This is a genomic window from Roseomonas sp. FDAARGOS_362, assembly GCF_002754815.1.
In the GTDB taxonomy this organism is placed as follows: Bacteria; Pseudomonadota; Alphaproteobacteria; order Acetobacterales; family Acetobacteraceae; genus Roseomonas; species Roseomonas mucosa.
Window position 1 is genome coordinate 4118999 of sequence record NZ_CP024588.1, and the last position, 24061, is coordinate 4143059.

General features: G+C 72.2%; 24 protein-coding genes. 8 read left to right on the forward strand and 16 right to left on the reverse strand.

All coding sequences use genetic code 11. From position 1 onward, the window contains the following. Nucleotides 1-3 precede the first annotated feature (3 nt). The gene (locus CTJ15_RS23300; protein ID WP_075823518.1) at nucleotides 4-450 is read left to right on the forward strand and encodes a peroxiredoxin; all 447 of its coding nucleotides are present in this window, start codon (nucleotides 4-6) and stop codon (nucleotides 448-450) included. Between the two features lie 46 nt (nucleotides 451-496). Here CTJ15_RS23300 and CTJ15_RS23305 read toward each other — a convergent pair whose 3' ends face one another. The 3 genes from CTJ15_RS23305 to tyrS all read right to left on the reverse strand — a co-directional run bounded on the left by CTJ15_RS23305 (nucleotide 497) and on the right by tyrS (nucleotide 3619). After that, nucleotides 497-1075 carry a YqaA family protein gene (locus CTJ15_RS23305; protein ID WP_026032905.1) on the reverse strand — a complete coding sequence of 193 codons (579 nt, stop codon included), beginning with the start codon at nucleotides 1073-1075 and terminating at the stop codon, nucleotides 497-499. Between the two features lie 77 nt (nucleotides 1076-1152). Continuing rightward, on the reverse strand, nucleotides 1153-2211 hold the full coding sequence (locus CTJ15_RS23310) for a spore photoproduct lyase family protein (RefSeq protein WP_075823517.1): 1059 nt from the start codon (nucleotides 2209-2211) through the stop codon (nucleotides 1153-1155). 184 nt (nucleotides 2212-2395) lie between these two features. Then, nucleotides 2396-3619 (reverse strand): tyrosine--tRNA ligase, encoded by a 1224-nt coding sequence (tyrS, locus tag CTJ15_RS23315; RefSeq protein WP_099782076.1) that lies wholly within the window; start codon nucleotides 3617-3619, stop codon nucleotides 2396-2398. 61 nt (nucleotides 3620-3680) lie between these two features. On the opposite strand from tyrS, the gene CTJ15_RS23320 reads away from it, so the two are divergent. Next, the gene (locus CTJ15_RS23320; RefSeq protein ID WP_099782077.1) at nucleotides 3681-4886 is read left to right on the forward strand and encodes an anhydro-N-acetylmuramic acid kinase; all 1206 of its coding nucleotides are present in this window, start codon (nucleotides 3681-3683) and stop codon (nucleotides 4884-4886) included. A 67-nt stretch (nucleotides 4887-4953) separates the two neighbouring features. Here the strand turns inward: CTJ15_RS23320 and mtnA are convergent, their stop codons facing one another. From mtnA to CTJ15_RS23335, 3 genes are read right to left on the reverse strand one after another with little or no spacing between them, the layout of a single operon-like run. Beyond that, complete coding sequence (gene mtnA, locus CTJ15_RS23325) at nucleotides 4954-6063, reverse strand: S-methyl-5-thioribose-1-phosphate isomerase (RefSeq protein ID WP_075822150.1); 1110 nt, start codon at nucleotides 6061-6063, stop codon at nucleotides 4954-4956. A 48-nt stretch (nucleotides 6064-6111) separates the two neighbouring features. Next, a complete protein-coding gene (locus CTJ15_RS23330) occupies nucleotides 6112-6630 on the reverse strand; it encodes a UPF0262 family protein (RefSeq protein ID WP_226946040.1) in 519 nt (172 codons plus the stop codon). Continuing rightward, on the reverse strand, nucleotides 6623-7195 hold the full coding sequence (locus CTJ15_RS23335) for a DUF983 domain-containing protein (protein WP_099782078.1): 573 nt from the start codon (nucleotides 7193-7195) through the stop codon (nucleotides 6623-6625). Before CTJ15_RS23335 ends, CTJ15_RS23330 begins: the two co-directional genes overlap by 8 nt. A 436-nt stretch (nucleotides 7196-7631) precedes the next feature. Here CTJ15_RS23335 and CTJ15_RS23340 point away from each other — a divergent pair, with 436 nt between their 5' ends. Both CTJ15_RS23340 and CTJ15_RS23345 read left to right on the forward strand, forming a co-directional pair. Beyond that, nucleotides 7632-8795 carry a pyridoxal-phosphate dependent enzyme gene (locus CTJ15_RS23340; RefSeq protein ID WP_075822151.1) on the forward strand — a complete coding sequence of 388 codons (1164 nt, stop codon included), beginning with the start codon at nucleotides 7632-7634 and terminating at the stop codon, nucleotides 8793-8795. 125 nt (nucleotides 8796-8920) lie between these two features. Further along, nucleotides 8921-9895 (forward strand): tripartite tricarboxylate transporter substrate binding protein, encoded by a 975-nt coding sequence (locus tag CTJ15_RS23345; protein WP_026032904.1) that lies wholly within the window; start codon nucleotides 8921-8923, stop codon nucleotides 9893-9895. Between the two features lie 39 nt (nucleotides 9896-9934). Here the strand turns inward: CTJ15_RS23345 and CTJ15_RS23350 are convergent, their stop codons facing one another. Continuing rightward, nucleotides 9935-11227, reverse strand: a complete 1293-nt coding sequence (locus CTJ15_RS23350) for an ABC transporter substrate-binding protein (RefSeq protein WP_226946041.1) — start codon at nucleotides 11225-11227, stop codon at nucleotides 9935-9937. A gap of 285 nt (nucleotides 11228-11512) precedes the next feature. Between CTJ15_RS23350 and CTJ15_RS23355 the strand changes: the two genes are divergently transcribed. Then, a complete protein-coding gene (locus tag CTJ15_RS23355; RefSeq protein ID WP_019459363.1) occupies nucleotides 11513-12517 on the forward strand; it encodes an NAD(P)H-quinone oxidoreductase in 1005 nt (334 codons plus the stop codon). A 70-nt stretch (nucleotides 12518-12587) separates the two neighbouring features. Beyond that, the gene (locus CTJ15_RS23360; protein ID WP_019459362.1) at nucleotides 12588-13361 is read left to right on the forward strand and encodes an alpha/beta fold hydrolase; all 774 of its coding nucleotides are present in this window, start codon (nucleotides 12588-12590) and stop codon (nucleotides 13359-13361) included. Here CTJ15_RS23360 and CTJ15_RS23365 read toward each other — a convergent pair. From CTJ15_RS23365 to CTJ15_RS23380, 4 genes are all read right to left on the reverse strand, one after another. Then, nucleotides 13333-14268, reverse strand: coding sequence for a metallophosphoesterase (locus tag CTJ15_RS23365; RefSeq protein WP_075822153.1), 936 nt, complete (start codon nucleotides 14266-14268; stop codon nucleotides 13333-13335). The genes CTJ15_RS23360 and CTJ15_RS23365 overlap by 29 nt on opposite strands. A 192-nt stretch (nucleotides 14269-14460) precedes the next feature. Continuing rightward, nucleotides 14461-15105, reverse strand: a complete 645-nt coding sequence (locus CTJ15_RS23370; RefSeq protein ID WP_099782080.1) for a DNA-3-methyladenine glycosylase — start codon at nucleotides 15103-15105, stop codon at nucleotides 14461-14463. Between the two features lie 198 nt (nucleotides 15106-15303). Further along, entirely contained in the window at nucleotides 15304-15669 is a 366-nt protein-coding gene (locus CTJ15_RS23375) for a hypothetical protein (protein WP_019459359.1), read from the reverse strand. A gap of 109 nt (nucleotides 15670-15778) precedes the next feature. Further along, nucleotides 15779-16534 carry an SDR family NAD(P)-dependent oxidoreductase gene (locus tag CTJ15_RS23380; RefSeq protein WP_075822154.1) on the reverse strand — a complete coding sequence of 252 codons (756 nt, stop codon included), beginning with the start codon at nucleotides 16532-16534 and terminating at the stop codon, nucleotides 15779-15781. Nucleotides 16535-16871: 337 nt separating this feature from the next. Here CTJ15_RS23380 and CTJ15_RS23385 point away from each other — a divergent pair, with 337 nt between their 5' ends. Continuing rightward, nucleotides 16872-18212, forward strand: a complete 1341-nt coding sequence (locus CTJ15_RS23385; RefSeq protein WP_099782081.1) for a glycosyltransferase 87 family protein — start codon at nucleotides 16872-16874, stop codon at nucleotides 18210-18212. A 72-nt stretch (nucleotides 18213-18284) separates the two neighbouring features. Here CTJ15_RS23385 and CTJ15_RS23390 read toward each other — a convergent pair whose 3' ends face one another. The 5 genes from CTJ15_RS23390 to CTJ15_RS23410 form a co-directional block, all read right to left on the reverse strand. Continuing rightward, on the reverse strand, nucleotides 18285-18656 hold the full coding sequence (locus CTJ15_RS23390) for a c-type cytochrome (RefSeq protein ID WP_226946042.1): 372 nt from the start codon (nucleotides 18654-18656) through the stop codon (nucleotides 18285-18287). Next, nucleotides 18653-19957, reverse strand: coding sequence for a sorbosone dehydrogenase family protein (locus CTJ15_RS23395; protein ID WP_075823544.1), 1305 nt, complete (start codon nucleotides 19955-19957; stop codon nucleotides 18653-18655). Before CTJ15_RS23395 ends, CTJ15_RS23390 begins: the two co-directional genes overlap by 4 nt. A 201-nt stretch (nucleotides 19958-20158) precedes the next feature. Further along, a complete protein-coding gene (locus CTJ15_RS23400; protein ID WP_019459354.1) occupies nucleotides 20159-21076 on the reverse strand; it encodes a neutral zinc metallopeptidase in 918 nt (305 codons plus the stop codon). Between the two features lie 143 nt (nucleotides 21077-21219). Then, complete coding sequence (locus tag CTJ15_RS23405; protein WP_026032902.1) at nucleotides 21220-21969, reverse strand: aspartate/glutamate racemase family protein; 750 nt, start codon at nucleotides 21967-21969, stop codon at nucleotides 21220-21222. Beyond that, nucleotides 21969-22661 (reverse strand): hypothetical protein, encoded by a 693-nt coding sequence (locus CTJ15_RS23410; RefSeq protein ID WP_126281950.1) that lies wholly within the window; start codon nucleotides 22659-22661, stop codon nucleotides 21969-21971. The genes CTJ15_RS23405 and CTJ15_RS23410 overlap by 1 nt, the downstream gene beginning before the upstream one ends. Before the next feature lie 160 nt (nucleotides 22662-22821). Between CTJ15_RS23410 and CTJ15_RS23415 the strand changes: the two genes are divergently transcribed. Further along, complete coding sequence (locus tag CTJ15_RS23415) at nucleotides 22822-24003, forward strand: M20/M25/M40 family metallo-hydrolase (RefSeq protein ID WP_099782082.1); 1182 nt, start codon at nucleotides 22822-22824, stop codon at nucleotides 24001-24003. The last annotated feature ends 58 nt before the right edge of the window (nucleotides 24004-24061 follow it).

The window sequence follows — 24061 nt, forward strand, 5'->3', positions numbered from 1 at the left end:
GGCATGGACGCGCCGCCCTTCACCATGCCGGCCAGCGGCGGCCGCACGGTGAGCAAGGCGGCCCTCGGCGGGAAGCCCTTCCTGCTCTACTTCTACCCGAAGGCCGACACCTCCGGCTGCACCCAGCAGGCCTGCGGCATCCAGGAGGCGCTGCCGGCGCTGGGCAGGCTGGGACTGACGGTGATCGGCGTCTCGCCCGACCCGATGAAGGCGATCGAGAAGTTCGCCTCGAAGTACGGCCTCACCTTCCCGCTTGCCTCCGACGCGGAACACGCCATCGCCGAGACCTACGGCACCTGGGTCGAGAAATCGATGTACGGGCGCAAGTACATGGGCATGGAGCGCACGAGCTTTCTGGTCGGGCCGGACGGCAAGGTCGTGCAGGTCTGGCGCAAGGTGAAGCCGGCCGAGCACGCGGCGCTGGTACGCAAGGCCGTCGAGGCGCTGTGAAGCGCCCGCCGGGGGGAGCGGCGTAGGTCCCCCCCCGGTCCCCGGATCAGATGTAGCGCAGCGCCAGCACGCCACCGACGATCGCCAGGGCGGTCGCGCCCGCGATCAGGTTCAGCCGCTTCTCGATGAACTCCCGCGCCGGCGGGCCATAGGCGCGCAGCAGCCAGGCCAGCATGTAGAAGCGCGCGCCACGGGTGATGACGCTGCACACGAAGAAGATCGGCAGCGAGAAATGCGCCGCGCCGGCGGCGATGGTGACGATCTTGTAGGGGATCGGCGTCAGCCCCTTGATCAGGATCACCGCCGCGCCCCATCGCTCGAACCAGGCGCCGAAGGTCTGCAGCGCGTCGGCATGGCCATAGGCGGCCAGCACCGGCAGCGCCACCGCCTCGAAGAGGTAGGTGCCGATGGCATAGCCCAGCAGCCCGCCGATCACCGAGGTCACGGTGCAGATGAAGGCGTAGTGGTAGGCCCGGTCGGGCCGCGCCAGGCACATGGGAATGAGCATGGCGTCGGGCGGGATGGGAAAGAAGCTGCTTTCCGCGAAGGACACCGCTCCCAGGGCCGCCGGGGCCCGGGGGTGCGCGGAAAGGGCGATGATCCAGTTGTAGAGGGCGCGGAGCATGTCCGCCGCCATCCCATGCCGCGCTGCAACAAGCAAGTTACAAATCGCGGATTCATCTTAAAAAATGGACAATGCCATCAGAAAGCGTAACGGATGCGGCAATAAGGCATCTCCTCGCCCAGGATCGCGATGAAGCGCTGCAGCAGCCTGCCCTTCACCCCGTGCCGGTAGCGCAGGTTGCGCGCCCCGTTCTGGCTCGTCTTCTCCTCCTGCCAGCGCGGCTGCCAGAGCAGCTCCTCCGCCCTCGGATGCCAGGCGAGGTTCACCCCGTGCAGCTCGGCGCTGTGGGTCAGCATGATCACCTCCGCCGCCAGCCCCTGCTTCGCCGCCTCCGGAAGCTGGCCGTCGATCTGCCGGAACAGCTCGCGCCACTCCGCCTCCCAGCCCTCGTGCACCACCACGGGCGAGAAGTTCAGGTGCAGCTCGTAGCCGGCGCGGAACACCTCGCCCGCGAAGGCGATCCGCTCCGCCACCGGCGAGGTCCGCACGTCCAGCAGCCGCGCCCGCGCTTCCGGCATCAGCGAGACCCGCACCCGCGTCCGTCCGCGCGGGTCGTAGTCCAGGATCGCCGGATTCGCGAATTTCGTGGCGAAGGAGCCCTTGGCGTTCGGCAGGTCGCGGAACAGGGCCACGAGGTCGCGGACATTGCCGGAAATGGCGGCATCCACCGACAGGTCGCCATTCTCCCCGATGTCATAGACCCAGTCCCGCGCATCCACCTGGTTGGGCTCCAGCTTCATGCCCTGGCGTGCCGCGTGACGGGCGATGAAGCCGGTGATGGCGTCGATGTTGGTGAAGACGGTTACCGGGTTCGCATGGCCCTTGCGCCGCGCCACGTAGCAATAGGCACAGGCCATGGCGCAGCCGTTGGACACCGAGGGCGCGATGAAATCCGCGCTGCGCCCGTTCGGCCGGCAGGCCAGGGTCTTCTTCACCCCCAGCACCAGCACGTCGCGCTTGGCCGCCAGCCAGTCCGCCGCCGCCCCTTCCCGCAATGCCGGAATGGACCAGTGCGAGGCTACCTCCACCTGCCGCGCCTCCGGAAAGCGCGCCAGGATCTCGCGCCCCCTCTCGCCCTCGCGTATGGCGGGTTCCAGAAAGATGATCCGGGGATCGAAAAGGTAAGCGGGCAGCATGCCATTCCGCGCCATGGTCCCCGCAAGTGGCGACGCCCCGCCAGCCTGCAAGCGCCGCGCCCCCGGAACGGGGCACCGCGCCCGTGGCTGCCCCAGGCCCGCCTTTCGTTGGCGCGGGGCGGTCAGGCCGGCCCCTGACCCCGATCCCGGGACGCGAAGCGCCGGAAGCGGGCCGCGCCCGGCCTCAGCCCGCCCGTACCAGGGCGTGCTTCTTGCGGCCGGCGGAAAGCTTGGCGGTGCCGTCGCGCAGGTCGGCCCCGGTGACCTGGCGGGTCTCGTCGCCCACCGGTTCGTCGTTCAGGCGGACGCCGCCACCGCGCACCAGGCGGCGGGCCTCGCCCTTGCTGGCGACGAAGCCCGCGGCGACCAGCAGGTCCAGAACCGCGGCGGGCAGCGGGGCAGAGACCGTAGGCAGGTCCTCGGCCAGGGTGCCGGCCTCGAAGGTGGCGCGGGCGGTCTCGGCCGCGGCCTCGGCGGCGGCGCGGCCGTGCAGGATCGCGCTGGCCTCGGTGGCGAGGATCTTCTTGGCCTCGTTCACCTCGGCCCCGGCGAGGGCGCCGAGGCGGCGGACCTCCGCCATCGGCAGGTCGGTGAAGAGGGCCAGGAAGCGCGCCACGTCGGCATCCTCGGTGTTGCGCCAGAACTGCCAGTAGTCATAGGGCGAAAGCCGGTCGGCGTTCAGCCAGACCGCGCCGGCTGCGGTCTTGCCCATCTTGGCGCCGGAGGCGGTGGTGAGCAGGATCGTGGTGACGCCGAAGGCCTCCTGGCCCGCCACGCGGCGGACGAGGTCGGTGCCCATGATGATGTTGCCCCACTGGTCGCGCCCGCCGAGCTGCAGGCCGACGCCGTAGCGGCGGTTCAGCTCCAGGAAGTCGTAGCTCTGGAGCAGCATGTAGTTGAATTCGAGGAATGAGAGCGGCTGCTCACGGTCTAGGCGCAGGCGCACGCTGTCCATGGTCAGCATGCGGTTGACCGAGAAGTGCCGCCCCACATCGCGCAGGAAGGGGATGTATTCGAGCTTGTCGAGCCACTCGGCATTGTCGAGCTCGATGGCGTCGGTCGGGCCATCGCCGAAGGCAAGGAAGGATTCGAAGGCGCGGCGGATGCCGGCCTTGTTGTGCGCGATGGTCTCATCGCTCAGCAACGGCCGGACCTCGTCGCGGAAGGACGGGTCGCCGATGCGCGTGGTGCCGCCGCCCATCAGCACGACGGGCTTGTGGCCGCAGCGCTGCAACAGGCGCAGCAGCATGATCGGCAGCAGGTGGCCGACATGCAGGCTGTCCGCCGTCAGGTCGAAGCCCGCATAGGTGGGAAGCGGCCCCGCCTTCAGGCGCGCGACGAGGGATTCCTCGTCGGTGACCTGGTGGATGAAGCCGCGCTCGCGCGCCGCATGCAGGAAATCGTCCATCTGGCGGGGTTCCGCAGTGAAGTGTGCTTGTCAGTGGGCCGGGCGTTAGCACAGTGACACCATGGTGCGAAGAACGAGGCTGCAAGGAACGGGGCTGCGGACCATCGGGCTGCGCTGTCCCGCCTCGCTGGAGGGCGTGGAGGCCGCTCTGCTCGAAACCGACGGGACGGTTGTGGCCCAGGCCGGTCCCTTCCGCCTGTTGCCGCATCCGCCGGCCCTGCGGCGGGTGCTGCGCGCCGCGCTGGAGGCCGGGCCGGAGGAGGCCTGGGGCGGGCTCGGCCCGGCGGTGGAGCGTCTGGTGGAGCGTTGCGCCGAGGCCGTGGCGGCAGTGGCGGGGCCCGATGGCGTGGCGACCTCTGGGATCATCGCTCCTGGGGTTGTGGCCCTGGGCTTCGACGGGCCGGGGCTGGCAGGGTGCGGGCGGGACGGGGCGCCCGTGCCGCTGATGGAGGGCGGCTTCCTGGCGCGCCGCCTCGGCCTGCCGGTGGCCAGCGGCTTTGGCGGTGGGCTGGCGGCGGGAGAGGATGGGCGGGTGATCCTGCCATCGGCCTATCCGGCCCTGACGGCGGGGCTGCCACGGCCCCTGGCGATCCTGGACCTGGACGGCGTGGCGCGCGTGACCTGGCTCGGCCCCGGCGACCGGTGGGACAGCGGCGAGATGCTGCGTTTCGAGGCCGGGCCGGCGGGCGGCCCCGCCGAGGGCTGGGCCGACTGGTCGCTGGAAGCCTCGGGCGAGGACATGAGCGGCCGGCTCGCCATGGCGGGGCGGGCCGATGGCGCGGTGCTGGCGAGGCTGATCGCGCATCCCGGGCTGCGGCTGGGGGCGGCCGGCCCGCCGGAACAGGGCGGGCCCGGCGGCGGCGATGCCGGAGGAGCCGGTTCCGGGGAGGGTGACCCCGGCCGGGCGCGCTTCGACCGGGCTGGCTTCGAACGGGCCCTGCGACGCGCCGGGGCCATGGCGCTGCCGCCCGCCGATGGCGCGGCGGTGGTGGTGGCCTATTCCGCGCTCTGCGTCGCCGAGGCCGCGCGCCATCTGCCCGGGCCGCCCCGGCAGTGGCTGCTGGCCGGGCGGGGCAGGGTGAACGCCGCCCTGCGGCGGGCCCTGGCGGCGGTGCTGGAGGAGCCGGTGCGGACGGTCGATGCGGCGGGCTTCGACGGCATGGCCTTGCCGTCCCAGGCGCTGGCCGTGCTGGCTGCCCGCGCGATGCAGGGCCTGATGGCCATGCCGGACGGGATGGTGGGGGAGGAGGGCGGGCAGGTCCGCTGAGGCGGCGGAAAGGGGGATTCCGGCCCCGGCCCACCCCGGAGAGCGGGCGGGCCGGGGCCGGAGGGGTTCACCCGTGCTCGGGATAGAGTCCGGCGAGGCCCTCGGCGCTGGCGTCGCAGCGGCCGCGCTCGGTGATCAGCCCGGTGACGAGGCGCGCCGGCGTCACGTCGAAGGCCGGGTTGGCGGCGCCGCTGCCCTCGGCGGCGACGCGCACCGTGACCAGCGAGCCGTCCGGGGCGCGGCCGGTGATGTCGGTGACCTCGGCGGCGGAGCGTTCCTCGATCGGGATCTCCCGCACGCCATCGGCCACGCGCGGGTCATAGGTCGAATGCGGCAGGGCGACCCAGAAGGGCACGCCATTGTCCTTCGCGGCCAGGGCCTTGAGGTAGGTGCCGATCTTGTTGGCCACGTCGCCGTTGCGGGTGACGCGGTCGGTGCCCACGATGACGATATCGACCTGCCCATGCTGCATCAGGTGCCCGCCGGCATTGTCGGAGACCACCGTGTGCGGCACGCCATGGGCGCCCAGCTCCCAGGCGGTCAGCGCGGCCCCCTGGTTGCGCGGGCGGGTCTCGTCCACCCAGACATGGACCTTCATGCCCTCGTCGAAGGCCTGGTAGATCGGCGACAGGGCGGTGCCGTAGTCCACCGTGGCGATCCAGCCGGCATTGCAGTGGGTGAGCACGTTCACCGGCTCGCCGCCGCGGCCCTCGGCCTGCTTGCGGGCGGCAATGCCGCGCAACAGCTCCAGCCCGTGCTCGCCGATGCGGCGGTTGGTCTCGACGTCGTCGTCGCAGATGGCCTTGGCCTCGGCATAGGCGGCCTCGGCACGTCGCTCCGGCGGCTGGTTGCGCAGCGCCTCCAGCATCCGCTCCAGCGCCCAGCGCAGGTTGATCGCCGTGGGACGGGTCTCGCCCAGCATGGCGGCCACCCGCTCCAGGTTCTCCGTGGAAGGGTCGCGGCGCAGGGCGAGGGCGAGCCCATAGGCGGCGGTGGCGCCGATCAGCGGCGCGCCGCGCGTCTGCATGGAGCGGATGGCCTGGGCCACCTGCTCCTCGTCGGTCAGGCGGAGGGTCTCCACCGCCCAGGGGAGGCGGGTCTGGTCGAAGATGCGGACGGACCAGCCGTCCTCCTCGTCCACCCAGATGCTGCGATAGGGAACACCGGCGATCTTCATGGGGGCGGGATATGGCCCATGATCGCGCCGGGACCCATGAAATTTCGGCTACACGCGGCTGTGCAGGGCGCAGACCAGGGTGAAGAGCAGGCGGGCCGTGACGAGGTCCACCGCGACCTTGCCCTCCAGCCGCTCCCGCAGCAGGTCCGCGCCCTCGTCGTGCAGGCCGCGCCGGCCCATGTCGATGGCCTGGATGCGGGCGTCGTGGCTGTCCTGGGTCACCGCCTCCTCATGTGCCTGGACGACCATCAGGTAGTCCTTGATCAGCCGCCGGAAGGGGCTGAGCGACAGGGCGAAGCCGTGCAGGGGCGCGCCGTTGGGGCCGCGGATGTCCAGCCAGAGCCGGTTCTCCCGCAGGTCCAGGTGCAGGCCATAGGGACCGGGCGGCAGGCCGGGCGGGTCGAAGCGGTTGCCGGCCAGCAGGTCGGCCACCGCCTGGGCGCGGTCGGCCTCGGCATAGGGGCTGTGCGGCGTCAGCCCTTCCGGCAGCTCGATCCGGACCAGGCGCTGGCTTTCGGCCTGGGACGCCTCGGTGACGTGGCCCATCGGCGTCCGGCCGTCAGACATCGTGCCGCCCGCTTCGGAGATGGTCCTGGTTCTCCAGGGGGATGTCCTCGGCCCCGCCGAAGCCCAGCTTGAGCATCAGCCCCACCGTGGCCCCCTTCACCGGCCGCAGCAGCAGCGTCGTCACGACGGCGAAGAGCGGCAGCCAAAGCGCCATGTGGAACCACATCGGCGGGTGGTAGGCCTTTTCCACCCAGAAAACCGGCGGCAGCAGCAGATGGCCGACGATGAAGATGGTGAAATAGGGCGGGGCGTCGTCGGCATGGATGCGCCCCAGCGGCGTGCCGCAATGACTGCAGGCGGGCGCCACGGCCAGGAAGCCCTGGAAGACGCGGCCCTCGCCGCAGACCGGGCAGCGGTTGCGGAGCCCGCGCCCCATCGCCGTCAGCAGGGAGGGCAGGGGGGGAGCCCCGGCGGGCGCTTCCGGCGGTCCCTGCCGTGGGTTCCAGCGCGCTTCGGGAAAGGTGCCGTTGGCTGTCGGATGGGCCAACGGGGCATCCACCGCAGGGGCGGCTGGTGGCCTGTGGGCGGTCAGGGCCTCCCCGCCCAAATGGGAAATCTGCGTCATGTCCGCGTTGTCTCCGACGTTCCTGCCCCGTCTGCCCAGGGCTTGCGTGCCCCTTGTCTTCGGGGATCGTATTTGTGCAACGCAACATCGGCATGTCCGATGGCGAAATGCAAGCCTGTCGTCCGCTTGTGAACGAAGCTTGGCACAGTGCAACAAATGCGGTCTCGCCGAGGTCGCATCAACCCGTGACCCGGCTTCCCCCGCCATTGCAGGACGTCCCCTGGCGTAGATTTGCGCCAGGGGCGGCCATGGGGAGGAATGGTGCCGGGAAGTGGCACGATGGGATAGCCCTCGCGAAGCCCGGTCCGGAATGGCCAGACCACCAGAGGAAGCGGGGCGCCGGGGACGCGGCGTGGCAGGGTGCGGGGTGTTGTCCCGGCAGGCGCTTCAGGCCCGGCGATTCCACCGCGGGGCGATCGCCGGCTAGGCTGGCGGCATGAGCGCGCCCGCCTCCCTTCACTGCCTCGTCAATCCGCATCCCGGCGTTCCGGGCCTCGTGACCCTGCCGGAAGGGGGTTGGCGGCGGGCCCGGGCTGCCATCACGGCCTGGCCCGGCCATGCGCCGGCGCCGCCGACCGGCCTTCCCGGCCTGGCGGCGGCGCTTGGGCTCGCGGCCTTGCACTGGAAGGATGAAGGCCGGCGCGCCGGACCGGAGGCCGTGGGCGGTGCCGAGGCGCTGGGGGCCGCCTATGCGGTGAAGCGCCTGTTGTCGGCGGAACTGGCCCGGCGCGGCGTGGCGCGGGCGGCGGAGGCCCCGGAGCTCGAATCCGGGCGACTGGCGGAGGCGACGCGGGGCATCACTCTGGCCAGCGGTCCGGAGGCCGGCTTCGCCCTGGCCGTGGCATGGGGGGCGCGGCGCTTCCATGCCCGCTGCGTGGCGCTGCTGCCGGCAGGAAGCCCGGCCGCCTGGCGTGAGGCGCTGGCAGGCCAGGGCGCGGAAGTCCTGGAATGCCCGGGCGGACCGGCAGGAGAGCGGTGCGCGGTGCGGGACGCGGCGCGGCGGGCGGAGGCGGGGGGGTGGCTGTTCCTGTCGGACCATTCCTGGCCAGGCCAGACCGAGGCGGCGCGCGACGTGATGCAGGGCTGCCGCCTCGTGGCGGAGGAAGCCTTCTCCGGCCTGCCCGCTCCGCCCAGCCATGTTTTCGTTTCTGGCGGCAGCGGTGCCCTGGCCGCGGCGGTCGCGGTGGAGGCTCGCCGCCTGGGCGGGACGGCGCCGAGGCTGGTCGTGGTGGAGGCGGAAGGCGAGGGGCAACAGCCGGAGGGGCTGATGCGGGAGGCCGCCCATTCCTGGACCGGCCATTCCCGGGCCGGGCGAGGCGAGGCGGGAGAAAGCACGTCGCTGCTGGCCTGGGGGGAGCTGGAGCGAGCCGCTTTCGCCTGCCTCGCCGTCCCGCCGGAGGCGGTGGCGGGGGCGAGGCGGAGCCTGTCCGCCGGGATCGACGGAGCGATCAGGTCAGGGGAGCGCGGCGCGGCGGTGATGGCGGGGCTGCTGCTGGCCGTGCGCGACCCGGCGGCGCGGTCGGCTCTGGGCCTCGATGCCGGAAGCCGGGTGCTGGCCTTCGGCGCCGATGCGCCCTTTGCCGGGGTGGCGGCGGGCTGACCAGCGGCACAGCCTGAGGGGCACCGTGCCTTTCGGTACGATTGACCTTCTGTCATAACTGACGCGTAATCCGCCGTGAAAGGTCCGGCCACCGCGCCGGGCTGAACGATGTTCTGGAGGAACGAATGAGGCGTCGTACCTTGGCCGGGGCCGCCCTCGCGACCCTTGCCACCCCCGCCGTGCTGCGCGCCCAGGGCACCTGGCCGGACCAGCCGGTGCGCCTCGTGGTGCCCTTCGCCGCCGGCGGGCCGACCGACATCCCGGCCCGGCTGATCGCGGACGAGCTGTCGAAGCAGCTGCCGCAGCGGGTGGTGGTGGAGAACCGCACCGGGGCCGGTGTGGTCGTGGGCTCCGACGTGGTGGCCAAGGCGCCGAAGGACGGCTCGGTCTTCCTCTACACCACCATCGCCCATGCCACGCTGCGGGCGATCTTCGCCAAGCTGCCCTTCGACCCGATCGCGGATTTCACGCCCGTCACCATGACCGGCGTGATCCCGATGCTGATGATGGTGAACAAGGACCTGCCGGCGAAGACGCTGCAGGAGTTCATCGCCCTGGCCAAGGCCAATCCGGGCAAGTTCGACTATGCCAGCACCGGTGCCGGGGCGGCGCTGCACCTGGCGAGCGAGCTGTTCCTGAAGCAGGCGGGCGGGCTGAAGGTGAACCACGTGCCCTATCGCGGTTCCGCCGCCGCGATGCCGGACCTGCTGAGCGGCACGGTGGTGATGATGCTGGACGTGGCCAACAACGCGCTGCCCTTCGTGCAGCGGGGCGAGGTGCGCGGCCTGGCCGTTTCCTCCGCCAGGCGCCTGCCGCAGCTGCCCGACCTGCCGACCTTCTCCGAGGCCGGGGTGCCGGGCTACGAGGCCTATACCTGGCACATGATCTTCGCCCCCGCCGGCACGCCGCCCGCCATCGTCCAGGCGATGAACGCGGCGACCAACCGGGTCATGGCCATGGATTCCGTGCAGAAGCGCCTGTCGGACCTCACCATGGAGACCCGTTCCAGCTTCACGCCCGAGGCCACCGGCGACTTCCTGAAGGCCGAGATCGCCAAGTGGGAGCCGATCATCAAGGATGCCGGGATCACGGCGAGCTAGGAAGTCCCCCGGGGGCAGGTTGACCCCCCGGGAAACCCGTCAGGGCGTGGCGGCACGCGCCGCGCCGAGACTTCCCCGGAGCGCGCCCACCGCCGCCGGGGCCGGGGCCACCGTCACCAGCCGGCCCTCCTGCCATTGCGCCAGCAGCGGGCGGGCGCGGGTGTTCTGGCCGCTTTCGTCGAAAAGGGCGCCCCAGCCGGTGACGGCCTTGCCTTCGGGCAGATCAGTGGCAAGCACGGCGGCGCGGAGGCGCTCCTTCTCCGCCGTGCCGGCGCGGCTCAGCGCCTCCAGGAAGACCGCGGCGCCGGCATAGGTGGCGAGGCTGTGGCCGGAACGCGGCTCGGCCCCGTATTTGCGCTTGTAGGCCTCGGCGAAGGAGCCCACGCCGGGGGCGGCGGCCTCATCCGTGGCAAAGGGCGTGACATCGACGTTCATCACCCCCTCGATCTCCTGCCCCAGGCTGCGGGCGGTGTCGCTGAGGCTGTAGGCGCCGCCGGCGCCGATCACCATGCGCGGCTGCCAGCGCGCCTCCCGCATGGCGCGGAAGAAGGGGACGACATCGCCGGGATAGGCGCTGTGCAGCACCACCTCGGCCCGCGCCGTGCGGAGCTGGCCGAGCAGCGTGCCGAGATCCGTGGTGCGGGACGGAAAGGACAGGCGGACGGCGAGGGGGATGCCGCGTGCGCGCAGCCGGTCCTCCTGGGCGGCGGCGACGCTCTGCCCATAGGGGCCGTCCTCCGCCAGGATGGCGATGCGCAGGGCCCTGGGGTCGGCCTTCCAGGCGGGGGCGAGACGGTCGGCCACGGCATCCACCGAGAGGCGGCCGAATTCCATGGCGCGCGGGCAGCTGCGGAAGACGAAGCGGGCGCCGCGCGCGGTCAGTGCATCGGCGATGGCGCCGAGCTCGAAATAGGGCGTGCCCAGCGCCTCGGTCACCTGGGAGGCGGCCAGGGCCAGGGCGGAGATGGTGGTCCCGAAGACGCAGGCGACCCGGCCTTCCCCCGAGGTCAGGCGGCGGACCTCGCTCACCGCCTGGGTCTGGTCCGAGGCGTCGCCGCGCAGCAGCCGGATCTGGCGCCCGGCGAGGCCGCCCGCCTCGTTGCGCTCGTCCGCCGCCATCTCCAGCCCGCGATAGGCCTCGTCGCCCATCAGCGCGAAGGGCCCGGTGAAGGGAAAGAGGGCACCGAGGCGCCATTCCCCCACCGTGACGGCGGGCGGCATGGTCTGGCCGACCCCCGGCACGGCCGGGGCCTGCGACTGGGCGGGCCGGATGCCGGGCAAAAGGAGGGCGGCAAGGCCCGCCAGCAGGGGACGGCGCGCGGCAGGAGGCATCGGAGGGGGAATCTGGCCCGGCTGGAGGGAAATCCGGCAGGCATGCAAGCGGAAGCGCCCGGCCAGCGCAACCCCGGGGCGCTCCCCGGCGGCTTCGGGGGAAAGGGGCCGGTCCTTGTTCATGCCCTGGCGCGTCCCGGGAAGCCTTCCCCTCCCGGGTTGCCGGGCGCCCGGCCTTGACGCCCCGGCTTCCTGTCCCGACCCTGGAGGTTCGCCGCCGCCCCGCGCCTTGCCTGCTGCCGCAGGGCGTGGCCGGCGCGGGTCCATACAGGGGGGAAGGCCGCCATGGCATTGCCGGACAGCATGCGCTTCATCGAGCACGGCGAGGGCGGTGACCCCGGGGTGATGCGGGTGGCCCGGGGGCCCCTGCCGCAGCCGAAGCCGGAGGAGGTCCTGATCCGCGTGCTGGTGGCCGGGGTGAACCGGCCCGACGTGGCGCAGCGCCAGGGCAGCTATCCGCCGCCGCCGGGCGCCAGCCCGGTGCTGGGGCTGGAGGCGGCGGGCGAGGTGGTGGCCTGCGGCGCCAATGTCGGCCGCTGGCGCCCAGGCGACCGCGTCTGCGCCCTGACCAATGGCGGGGCCTATGCCGAATACGTGGCGGCGCCGGAGACCCAGTGCCTGCCCTGGCCAGGAGGCTATGACGCCGTGAAGGCGGCGGCGCTGCCGGAGAACTTCTTCACCGTCTGGGCCAACCTCTTCGGGCTGGGGCGGCTGCAGGCGGGCGAGACGGCGCTGGTGCATGGCGGCACCTCCGGCATCGGCATCACCGCGATCCAGCTCGGCGAGGCCTTCGGCGCACGGATGCTGGCCACCGCCGGCAGCGCGGAGAAGGTGGCCGCCTGCCGCGAGTTCGGCGCGGCGGAAGCCTGGAACTACCGCGAGCAGGATTTCGCCGAGGAGGTGAAGCGCCTGACCGACGGCAAGGGGATCGACGCGATCCTGGACATGGTCGGCGGCTCCTATTTCCCCCGCAACCTGCGCTGCCTGGGGCAGAACGGGCGGCTGGTGATGATCGCCTTCCTGGACGGGCCCAAGGCCAGCGAGGTGGACCTGCGGCCGATCATGGTCCGGCGGCTGACCGTCACCGGCTCCACCCTGCGGCCGCGCACGGCGGCGGAGAAGGGCGCCATCGCCCAGGCGCTGGAAGGGCAGGTCTGGCCGCTGCTCACCGCCGGGCGCTGCGCGCCGCGCATCCATGCGCGCTTCCCGCTGGAGAAGGTGGCCGAGGCCCACGCGCTGATGGAGAGCAGCACTCATATCGGCAAGATCATGCTGGAGGTGGCCGCCTGATCCGGCCGCCGGGTTTGACGGGATGGCGCCCGCCTGCGAACCAGCGCCCTGGCCTGGAGGGGAAGAGCCGATGCGCCTGAAGATGCTCGAAGCCGGAGCGGGGGAGCCCGTCGCCCTGCTGCACGGGCTGTTCGGCCAGGGGCGGAATTTCGGCCTCGTGCAGCGGAACCTCTCGGAACGGCACCGCGTGCTGGCGATCGACCTCCGCAACCATGGCGAAAGCCCGCACGATGCCCGCATGGACTACCCGGCCATGGCGGGGGACGTGGCGGAAACGCTGCGGGCCGCGGAGGCGCGGCCGGCAGCGGTGCTGGGCCACTCCATGGGCGGCAAGGTGGCGATGATGCTGGCGCTCACCGATCCGGGCGCCGTGTCGCGCCTGGTGGTGGCCGATATCGCCCCACGGGACTACCGCCCGACCTTTGGCGCCTATGCGGCGGCGATGCGGGCCATCCCGCTGCGGCCGGGGCTGACGCGCAAGGAGGCCGATGCCGCGCTGGTGGAGGCGGTGCCGGAGGCGGGGGTGCGGGCCTTCCTGCTGCAGAACCTGGACTTTGCCGCCGAACCGCCGCGCTGGAGGATCGGGCTGGAGGAGATCGCGGCGGCGATGGACGACATCGTCGGCTGGCCGGCGCTGTCGGCGGGGGCGCGCTATGACGGGCCGGTGCTGATCCTGCGCGGCGAGAGCAGCGGCTATATCCGCCCGGAGGACGAGCCGGGCCTCCGCGCGCTTTTCCCCCAGGCGCGCTTCGCCACGGTGGCGAAGGCCGGGCACTGGCTGCATGCCGAGAACCCGGCCGGCTTCCTGGAGGCGATCACGCCTTTCCTGGAGGGCCGAGCCTGACCAGGGTGAGCTCCGGCGGCACGCCGAAGCGGACCGGGTAGCGGCTGCAGCCCAGCCCGCCCGAAACCACCAGCCGCCGCCCTTCCTCCTCGACCAGCCCATAGGCGTAGCGGCGGCCATAGCGGGACGGCACGATCGGCGAATAGCCCAGGATGCGGATCTGCCCGCCATGGGTATGGCCGGACAGGGTCAGGCCGACCCGGGCGGGGACGTGCGGGAAGATGTCAGGCTCGTGCGCCAGCAGGATGGCCGGGGCGTCGTCCAGGGCCAGGGGCGCCAGGGCGGCGGGCAGGTCGTCCGCCCCCTCCCAGTGCATCAGCGGCCAGAAGGCCTGCTGGCTGTCGATGCCGCTGAGCCAGACGCCGCCATCACGCCCGGGTGGGCCGAGCGGCAGGCGCGTCGCCTCGTTGGACAGGAGGCTCAGCCCCGCCTCGCTCATGGCGCGGGCGGAGCGGGGCGGGCCCTGCCGGTTCAGCACGGCCTCCCGGTCGTCCCACCAGTCGTGGTTGCCCGTCACCGCGAAGACGCCCAGCGGCGCTTCCAGCCGGCCGAGGCGCCAGGCGGTCTCCTCCGGCGGCGGGGCGGGGAAGGCGCGGCGGAAGCGCCCGCGCAGCGCGCCCGGCAGGTCGCCCAGCACCACATGCAGGTCGGGCTGGAGCCGGTTCGCCAGGTCCACGATGCGCTCCACGCGGCTGAGCGGCATCCAGGGATCGCCGCTGTGCAGGTCGGCGGTGGCGCAGATCAGCAGCTCCGGCCGGTCGCCCCAACTGGCCATGGGGATCCGGTATTCCTGCACGATGAGACGGAAGCCGGGTTCGATCACCATGGCATAGGCGGAGCCGGAGGCGCCGGTGGCCAGGAGCGTGGCGCCGGCGGCCAGCAAGTTCCGGCGGGTCAGCAAAGACATGCCCGCTTCTGGCACGGGGCTTCCCGCGGCGTCCATGGCGGGCGGGGCGGGATGGAGAAAGCGTCACGCCGCGGATGGGTGGCGCGCGTCCATGGCGGGCGGCGGGTTCGGACAGCCCCAGTCCAGGTGGCCCGGTCCGGGTGGCCCGGTCCGGGTGGCCCGGTCCGGGTGGCCCGGTCCGGATCGCCTGCTTCAGATCGCCTGGGGCATCCGGAACTGCCCGGCCTTGTGCAGGTCCGCCGCGCGCCAGAGATACCAGGAGGCGGCGGAGCGGAAGGGGGCCCAGGCCTCGCCGATCGTGGCGAGGTCGCGTGGGCGGGGCTGGCTTTCCAGCCCGGCGGCAAGGCGATAGCCCTCCCGCACCCCGAAATCGTCCACCGGCAGCACGTCGCGCCGGCCCAGGGTGAAGATCAGCAGCATCTCCACCGTCCAGCGGCCGACGCCGCGCAGCGCCACCAGGCGCTCGATCAGCGCCTCGTCCGCCATGCGGCTGGCGGCGCGGCGGGTGGGCACCCAGCCGGCGGCGGATTTATGGGCGATGTCCAGGATCGCGGCCTGCTTGGCGCCGGAGAAGCCGCAGGACCGCAAGGCGCCCTCGGGCAGCGCCAGGATGCCGGCCGGGGGCGGGAAGGGATGGCCGGGCGCCAGGGCGATCAGCCGGTTCAGCATCGCCTCGGCGGCGCGGCCATGCACCTGCTGGTGCGCAATGGCCCGGACCAGGGCCTCATAGGGTTCACGCCCGCCGACGGGCTTCAGGCGGCAAGCGCCGACCTGGGCGATCACCGGGGCCAGGACGGGATCCTGCGCCAGATGGCGGCGGGCTTCGCGGTTGCTCATGTGCTGGGGCGGCCCATCGGGAAGGACGAGAACAAAACTGGCACAAAGCCACCGTTCCGCCAATCCCGTCCAACGGCCGCCGCGCCGGTCCGGCCCGGGGGACCTTCCGGTTCCCGGACGTCCCTGGCGGACGATCGGTCCTCTCGCCCGGAAGGCGGCTTCACGCTTCCGGGCGGGGCCGTCCGGCGGCGATCCGCCCTAGTTCAGCGAGAAGCAGGTCGAGGGCGCCTGCTTCATCTCCGTCGGCCGCGCCATCATGCTGTTGGTCAGGCCGACGGTGCAGGCCGCCGTGCGGGCAGCGCCGAGCGCCCCGGGCTTGGAGAGGAAGAGCATCGGCCCGATCGAGGTGCGCACCTCGAAGCCGTCCTTCAGCAGGGCCTCCAGCGACTGGTCGATATACTCGAACTTCGTCTCGTGCCGGCCGGCCTCCGGGGCGGGGGGCGTGGCGGGCGCCGGGGCGGGCTGCGCGACGGCCTGTCCGGCCAGGGCAAGAAAGCCGGCGAGGAAGCCGGCCAGGACGCTGGCGGGGGCCGGCAGGCCGGCCAGGATGGTGGAACGGGTCACGGGAAGGATTCCCCTCGGGGTCATGGGTCGCACCGCGTCAAACTGCCGCGCGGGCACGGGTTGGGCCAGGGGTGGAGACGGTCACGGTCGCGCCATCGCGGCGCGTGGTTCAGCGGCCGCCGTTCACGCTCAGCACCTCGCCGCTGATCCAGGAAGCGAGGGGGCTCGCGAAGAACAGCACGGCGTTGGCGATGTCCTGCGCCGTGCCGAGGCGGCGCAGGGCGATGCCGTCCAGCAGCGCCTTCCGCCCCTCGGAGCCATAGCTCTCGAACTGCGCGATGCTGGCAGGGTTGGTGGGGGCGAAGCCTGGCGCCACGGAGTTCACGGTGATGCCATGCGGGCCAAGCTCGTGGCAGAGCTGCCGGGTCAGCCCGACCAGCCCGTGCTTGGCGGCGCAATAGGCCTGGATGCCGGTCAGCGAGGCGCGCAACCCGGCACTGCTGCTGACGGTGACGATCCGCCCCGTGCCGGCGCGCTTCATGCCGGGCGCCACGGCCGCGCAGAGGTTGAAGGCGGCGTGCAGGTTTATGTCGAACAGCGCATGCCAGTCCGCCTCCGGCACCTCCTCCAGCGGGTGCATCACCTGCCCGCGCACGCCGCCGGCGTTGCAGACCAGCACGCCGACCGGCCCGCCGCTGGCTTCCTCGACACGGGTGATCCAGCCGCGTGCGGCGCCGGGGGCGGTGAGGTCGAAGGCCTCAGCCGCGATGCCGGTGCCCGTGGCGGTGTCCGCAAGCTCCTCCACCGAAAGATCGCAGGCGAAGACGCGCGCGCCCAGACCGTCGAAGTCGTGGGCGATGCGTCGCCCGAAGCCATGCCCCGCGCCGGTCACCGCCACCGTGATGCCATCGAACCGAATCCGCATGCCGCTGTCCCCTCAGGGCGATCCCTGTGCCGCATCCCGTTGCCGTCGGCGGCACTGCAACTAAAAGTTGCAAAACTGATGCCGGACCCGCATAGAATCGGCCGAGGCGGGAAGGGCGTCAATGTATCCGGGGAAACGGCTCGGCCTCTGGCGGCGGTGTGCCGGTGTCCCACAGGTTTGCCGTGCTGGATTGTAGCAGCGCGCCACCTTCAGGCGGCTCCGCCACGCGGTGAGCCAGTCCCAAAACGGTGAAAATTACGGGGCCAACGTATCTTTAATATAGCATTCTTGAAATATTTTGCTATTGCCATGTTCTGGTAAAGAAAAAGCAAGTCACATGGCGCACATCCAGAAGATCGAGACGGTTTCGCCGGAATCGGCGCGCGCCCTCATGGTGATGCGTGGCTTGGCACTCGTTCTTTCCCTGGCGGCCCTGGCGATGGCCTGGTTCTGGATCACCCGTTCCAACAGCGATTTCGGGGTGTTCCTGCTTCCCTGGTATCAGGCCATCCTGGCCGAGGGCCGGCTGGCCGCCCTGCATGGCGGATTCTCCGACTACACCCCGCCCTATATCTACGTTCTCGTCCTCTGCACCCTGACCGACGGGTGGCTCAGCCCGATCGTGGCGGTGAAGCTCTGCTCCATGCTCTGGACCTTGTTCGGGGCGACACAGGTCCATGGCATCTGCCGCGCGGTGGGCCGGTCGCGGGAATTCTCCCTGCTGGCGGCGGTGATCTTCGCCACGCTGCCGGAGATCAGCCTCAACAGCATCGTCTGGGGCCAGTCGGACGTGATCTACGTCTCCTTTCTGCTGGCTTTCCTCCATGCCCTGCTTCGGGGAAGGCGCGGTTGGGCCATGGTGATGTTCGGCATCGCCCTGGCCTTCAAGCCACTGGCCGCCGTGGTCGCGCCCTTCGTCGCCTATCTGCTGCTGCGAGACCTGCCGGTGCCAGGGCGCGCCCTGCGGGCGCTGCGCGATGCCATGCTGGTGCCGCTGACCTATGCGGCGATGATGCTGCCGGCGGTGCTGGCGGGGCGGCCCTTGCGGGAGCTCTTCACCTTCTACGCCAGCCAGTATGGCGAGCATCCGCTGCTGTCGATGGCGGCACCCAATCCCTGGCTGATCGTTCAGCAGCTCGTCGCCTATCCGGCGGATTTCCGTGAGCCGCCTCTGCTGTCGCGCCTGGCTCCCGACACCTTCCTCTGGCTGCAGGCCGTCCTGCCGCAGCACGACGGCATGATCCTCGCGGGCGTGGCCCTCGCGCTGCTGGCCTGTGGCGCGCTGCTGCTGTCCTTTCTGACCTGCCGTGGCCGGCCGGGGCCGGCGCAGCTGGTGACCATGCTGGCCCTGGCGGCGCTGCTGGTGCCCTATTTCGCGCCCCGGATGCATGAGCGCTACTTCATCGCGGCGGGCGTCCTCACCTATGTGCTCACCCTGCTCCGCCCGGGCCTCTGGCCGGCCGCGCTGTGCATGCAGGCCGCGGCCGTGCTGACCTATACCCGCTTCCTCTTCGACATCCCGAAGCTGCCGATACTGGGCGTGTTCCTCGCCACGGCTGCGCTGCTGCTGCTGCTGCGCCGCCACCTGCGGGATCGGAAGGAGATGGCGGCCGCCGCGCCGGCTCGTCCGGAACGGCTGGACCAGGACAGGCGGACGCCCCAGGCGCAGATTTCCTGAAGCCGGGAAGGGGCGAGGGCACGCGGACCGGCCGCGCCGGACGGTGCCCCGCCGCGGCCGCTGTGGCGGGCGTCAGCGCCCCGGGATCTCCACCTCGACGCGGATCGAGGCGTACCAGGCGGCGAGATCCGCGATCTGCGCGTCGGTCAGCTCGCGGGCCGCGAGGTTCATCTGTTCCTGCTGACGGGCACCGGAGCGGAAGGCGGCCAGCTGGGTGCCGAGATAATCCGCGACCTGCCCGGCGAGGTTGGGCGCGCCCGGCACCACCGCCAGCCCGTCATTGCCGTGGCAGCCGGCGCATTGCCCGCCGGCCAGCCGGCGCCCGGCCCGCGCGTCGCCCTCGGCCCCCCATGCCGGTGCCATCCATCCCCCCGGCGCCAGGGCGCCGAGGGTGAGCAGGCCGGCCAGCAGGCGGAGGCGACCGGCCGTGGCGCCTCGCTTCAATTCCGGTCCCCATAGGAGATGCGGTAGATCGCCCCGGCCGCATCGTCCGAGACCAGCAGGGAGCCGTCCGCCAGCTGCGCCACGTCCACCGGGCGGCCAGCATATTCATTGGTCTCCTCGTCCAGCCATCCCTCCGCGAAGGGCTTGCTTTCCTTCACGCTGCCATCGGCGTTCAGGAAGGTGACCATCACCCGTGCCCCGACCGCCTGGCTGCGGTTCCAGGAACCGTGCTGCGCGTCGAAGATGGCGCCGCGATAGAGCTCGGGGAACATGCGGCCGGTGTAGAAGGTCATGCCCAGGTCTGCCGCATGGGGCGCCATCTCCACCACCGGCGGGACCACGTCGGCGGGCACGGTGTCCTTGGCGTATTCGGCGGTGCGGACCGTGCCGCCGCCATACCAGGGGAAGCCGAAGTTCAGCCCCGCCTTCGTGGCGCGGTTGATCTCGCCGGGCGGGGTGTCGTCGCCCATGCCGTCCACCTGGTTGTCAGTGAACCAGAGCTCGCTGGTGCCGGGGCGGAAGGCGATGCCGACGGAGTTGCGGATGCCGCGGGCGAAGACCTCGCGGTTCTGGCCGTCCCGGTCCATGCGGATGATGCCGCCGATGCCCCACTGGTCATAGAGCGCGCGCTTGGCCGGGGGCGGGACGTTGAAGGGCTGGCCGAGGGCGATATGGAGCTTGTTGTCCGGCCCGATGCGGCAGACCCGGGCGGTGTGGTTGAAGCTCTCCTCGGCGGCCGGGATGAGCTGCCCCTGCGGCACCACCGTTGCCGCCGCGACATCCGGTCCCTCGTAGAAGAACTCCGCCGCCGGAAAGGCCAGGACGCGGTTCTGCTCCACCGTGTAGAGGATGCCATCCGGGCTGAAGCAGAGGCCGTTCGGGATGGCGAAGGTGACGGAGGGCGCGAAGACCTTCACCTCGTCGGCCACGCGGTCCCGGTCCCGGTCGGTGACGGCCCAGATCCGGTTCTTGCGCGTGCCGACGAAGACCACGCCGGAGGAGGGGCCCACAGCCATGTGCCGCGCATCCGGCACCAGGGCGTAGAGGCCGATGCGGAAGCCTTCCGGCAGGCGGATGCGTTCCAGGTTGCGACGAATCTGGTCGGCACGGCGGCCGGTCTGCGGCACTGTCTCCATGTCCCGGCTGGCACCCGTGCCGCGGAATTCCTGCAGCTTCTGCACGGCGTCCCCGCCCGGTGGCGGTGCGGGCTGCGCCCGGGCCTCCCCTTGCGATCCTGGCATGGCCGCCGCTAGCAGCGTCGCGAACAGAAGGGCGGCGCCGCTCTTCCTGGAACCCGTCATGGTGCTTCCTCTCCCGGGGCCGCGGCTTCTCGTGCCGTGTTCTCCCGGTGGAAGACTGCCTCCGCGCCGGCCCGATCGCAACGGTTGTGCAATGGCGCGGGGGATGCGCGCCGGGGCCGTTCCTGGATGGGTTGGCCGGGGGACGAGGCCCACCGGCCGGCGGCGGGAACCCGGAGCGGGTCTTCCGCCCCGAGGCCGTGGTCAGAGCTGTTGCGTGCCGAAGGTGTCGCAGGCGCGGATGTTGCCGCCTTCCAGCCCGCGCCGGAACCAGCGCACGCGCTGCGCCGAGGAACCGTGGGTGAAGGTTTCCGGCTGGACGGTGCCGCGCATCTGCCTTTGCAGACGGTCGTCGCCCACGGCGGCGGCGGCGTTCAGGCCCTCCTCGATGTCGCCATCCTCCAGGATGTGGCGCTCGCGGTTCGCGAGATTGGCCCAGACGCCCGCATAGCAATCGGCCTGCAACTCCACCCTGACCTGGACCTGGTTGGATTCCGGGCTGTTGCCGCCGTAGCGCGCCTGGAACTGGTGCGCGCGTTCCAGCGTGCCCAACTCGTTCTGCACATGGTGGCCGACCTCATGCGCGATGATGTAGGCGGCGGCAAAGTCGCCGCGCGCGCCCAGCCGGTTCTGCAACTGCTGCATGAAGTCGAGGTCGATATAAACCTTCTGGTCGTTGGGGCAGTAGAAGGGGCCGGTTTCCGACTGCGCCGTGCCGCAGCCGGAGCGCGTGACGCCGGAGAAGAGGACCAGGGTGGGGTCGTGGTAGGTACGGCCCAGTTGCGCGAACTGGTCGGTCCAGACGCGCTCGGTCTCGCCCAGCACCTGCGCCACGAAGCGGCGGCCGGCATCCTCGCGCCCGGCCTGCTGGCCGTTGCCCGCCTGCCCGGGATCGAGGCGGCGTTCCTGCGGGGCGGGCTGCCCGGGGTCGTCTCCGACGATGCCGGTGAGGTCCACGCCGAGAAAGGCGGCGATCAGCAGGATCGCGATGGTGCCGAGGCCGCCGCCGACACGGCCGCCAGGGATGCGGAAGCCGCCGCCGCCGCCGAGACCGCCCCGGAAGCCGCCGCCCTGGCCGCGCCGGTCTTCGACGTTCTCGCTTTCGGGTCCATCGAGCCGCATCTGTCCCTCCTCGTTCCGCTTCCGGCAACGTCCGCCCGGGCCGGCCGGTTGCCCCCGGCGGAACCGGGGGCGCCGGTCATGAGCCGGGCGGAGCATGGCGGAGGATCGTGGCCGCGGCATGGTCGCCCGGGAAGGAAGGACGCCTAGCCGGGAGGACCTTGCAGCAGCGCCGCCAGGGCGGGGGAAAGGCCGATGCTGCCCCGGCCGCGCGGGGCGGCCATGGCGCCCGTCGCCGGCTTGCCCGGGGCCATGCGCACCAGCATCTCCGCCAGCCGCACGCCGCAGGCGATGCCCTCCAGCAGCGGCACGGAGGCGTCGCGCCGCAGCCGCTCCTCCATCCCCGCCAGGGCGGCGCCGCCGAGCACGACGGAATCGGCGCCCTGGGACACGAGGCGGGCGATCGCGGCGCCGACCTTCGCGGCCACGCCTTCCGGGTCCTCCAGCGCCTGGGGCGGGGTGGCGTCCACCCCTTCCAGACCGGCGCAGCGGGTGGCGAGGCCATGCCGGGCCATCAGCTCGCTGTACATCTCCACCCCGCCCAGCGTGACCAGGCCGAAGCGGGCGCCGAGCATGCAGGCGGTCAGGCAGGCGGCCTCGGTCATGCCGAGCACGGGGCAGGGCATGAGCTGCCGCGCCGCCTCCAGCGCCGTGTCGTGGGACACGGCGAGCAGCACGGCATCGACCCTGTCCTCGCCCGTGGCATAGCCGGCCAGGAGGTCCAGCACGGCATGGGAGGCGATGGCGTTCTCGGCGCGGGTGGAGATCACCGCCGGGCCGAAGCGCGGCGTGGCGGGGACGATCACGGTGCCGGGCGAGGCCGTGCCGCGCGCCGCCGCGGCGCAGAGCTCGGTGATGGCCTCCGTGGTGTTGGCGTTCGCCAGAAGGATGCGCATCAGCCGGCGGCGGCCAGGCTCTGCATCGGCGGCGCCCATTCGGGAAAGTCCATCCGCGTCTGCGACGCCCGGAGCGCCAGGTGGGAGGCCTCCGGCCTGTCGCGCAGCCAGACCAGGAAGGGGTTCAGCACCAGCACGTCGCCGCCCTGCATCGACAGGGAAAGGCCCGGTGCCTCCAGCGCCGTTCGCAGGGTCTCGGGCACCGCCGCCTCAGGCACCGCCGGTCCGCGATAGCCGGCGAAGACGCCGCCGGAGACCTGGAAGGCGATCCCGTCGCCCAGGGCGGGGCTGGCGGCATAGAGGCTGGTCAGCAGCGGCTTGTCGCGCAGCAGAAGGGCGTTGTGGACGGAGGCGGCGGACAGCAGCGTGAGGCGCGCCGGTGCGTCCGGGCGCAGCAGCAGGACGTCGCAGAAGGTCGGGTCGGCCTCCGCCGGAAGGGCGGTGCCGAGATGCCGGCCCAGCGCCCGGAGCACCGAGGCGGCCGGCAGGTCCCGCGGCAGGCCGCGCAGCAGCATGAAGCCCTGGCCATGGTCCAGCCGGGGGCGCATCGTTCCGGCCAGGGCCTCGATGCAGGGGCCCGGCGCCTCGGGGCCGGCCTCGATCTCGGCCCGCTGTTCCGCCCCCAGGGGCAGCATGTACTCGCTGGCGGACAGCTCCGCCCCTTCCCAGCCCATGGGGCCGAGCTGGGGCATGATCCTTCGGAGGAAGGGTCGCGATGTGTCGTTCATTGCGGGAGAAGCTAGCCTGCCGCGCCGCATCGCGCGAATCCCAGCCGTGCGGCGCAGCAATCCGGCGGGAGCAGGGCGCGGATATGGCCTTGCCGGGGCAGGCCGGGCGGGAAAGCATGGGGGCATGAACACTCCCTCCGACCCGCTCGCCGCCGCCCTCACCCTGCCTTTCGAGGCCGATGCCATCCTGGAGGGTCTGCGGCCCTGGGTGGAATGCGAGAGCCCGACCTTCGACGCCGCTGCCGTCAACCGGATGATGGACCTCGCCGCCCGCGACCTCGCCCTGGCCGGGGCACGGATCGAGCGCATCCCCGGCCGCCCGGGGCCGACCGGCGTGATGCTGGGCGGCTGCGTGCGGGCGCGCTTTCCGCATCCGGACGGGGAGAAGCCGGGCATCCTGTTGCTGGCGCATCTCGACACGGTGCATCCGGTGGGAACGCTGGCGGCGCTGCCCTTCCGCCGCGATGGCGGTCGCTGCTACGGACCGGGGATCGGCGACATGAAGGGCGGCACCTTCCTGGCGCTGGAGGCGATCCGGCAGATGGTCCGCGCCGGCATCCCGGCCTCCCGCCCGGTCACGATGCTGCTGACGCCGGACGAGGAGATCGGCAGCCCCTCCACCCGTGACCTGATCGAGGCGGAAGCACGGCGCCATGCCGTGGTGCTGGTGCCGGAACCGGGACGCCCGGGGCGCAGCCCGGTCCTGGGCGACGTGGTGACGGGCCGCTACGCCATCGCGCGCTTCGGCCTGCGGACCACCGGCCGGCCCAGCCATGCCGGTGCCTCGCCGGGGGAGGGGCGCAGCGCGATCCGCGAGATGTGCCGGCAGGTGCTGGCCATCGAGGCCATGACGACCGAGGCCTGCACCTTCTCGGTCGGCGTCGTGCATGGCGGGCAGTGGGTGAACTGCGTCGCCACGCATTGCGATGCCGAGGCGCTGACCATGGCCAGACGGCAGCAGGACCTGGATGCGGCGGTGGAGCGGATGCTGGGCCTGCGCGCCTCCACCCCCGACGTGGCGCTGGCGGTGCGGCGCGGCGTCACCCGTCCGGTCTGGGAGCCCTCGGAGGCGGATCTCGGCCTCTATGAGAAGGCCCGGCACATCGGGCAGCGGCTGGGCGCCGGGATCGGCCATGGCAGCGCCGGCGGCGGCTCGGACGGAAACTTCACCGGCGCCCTGGGCATCCCGACGCTGGACGGGCTGGGGGTGATCAGCGCGGGCCACCATACGCTGGGCGAGCATCTGGAGGTGGACAGCCTCGTGCCGCGGGCGAAGCTCCTGGCCGGGCTGCTCGCCAGCGTCTGAACCTCTGGTGCCGCCCTGTCCCATGGGAGGCGCCGCCTCCCATGGGACAGGGCGCGCC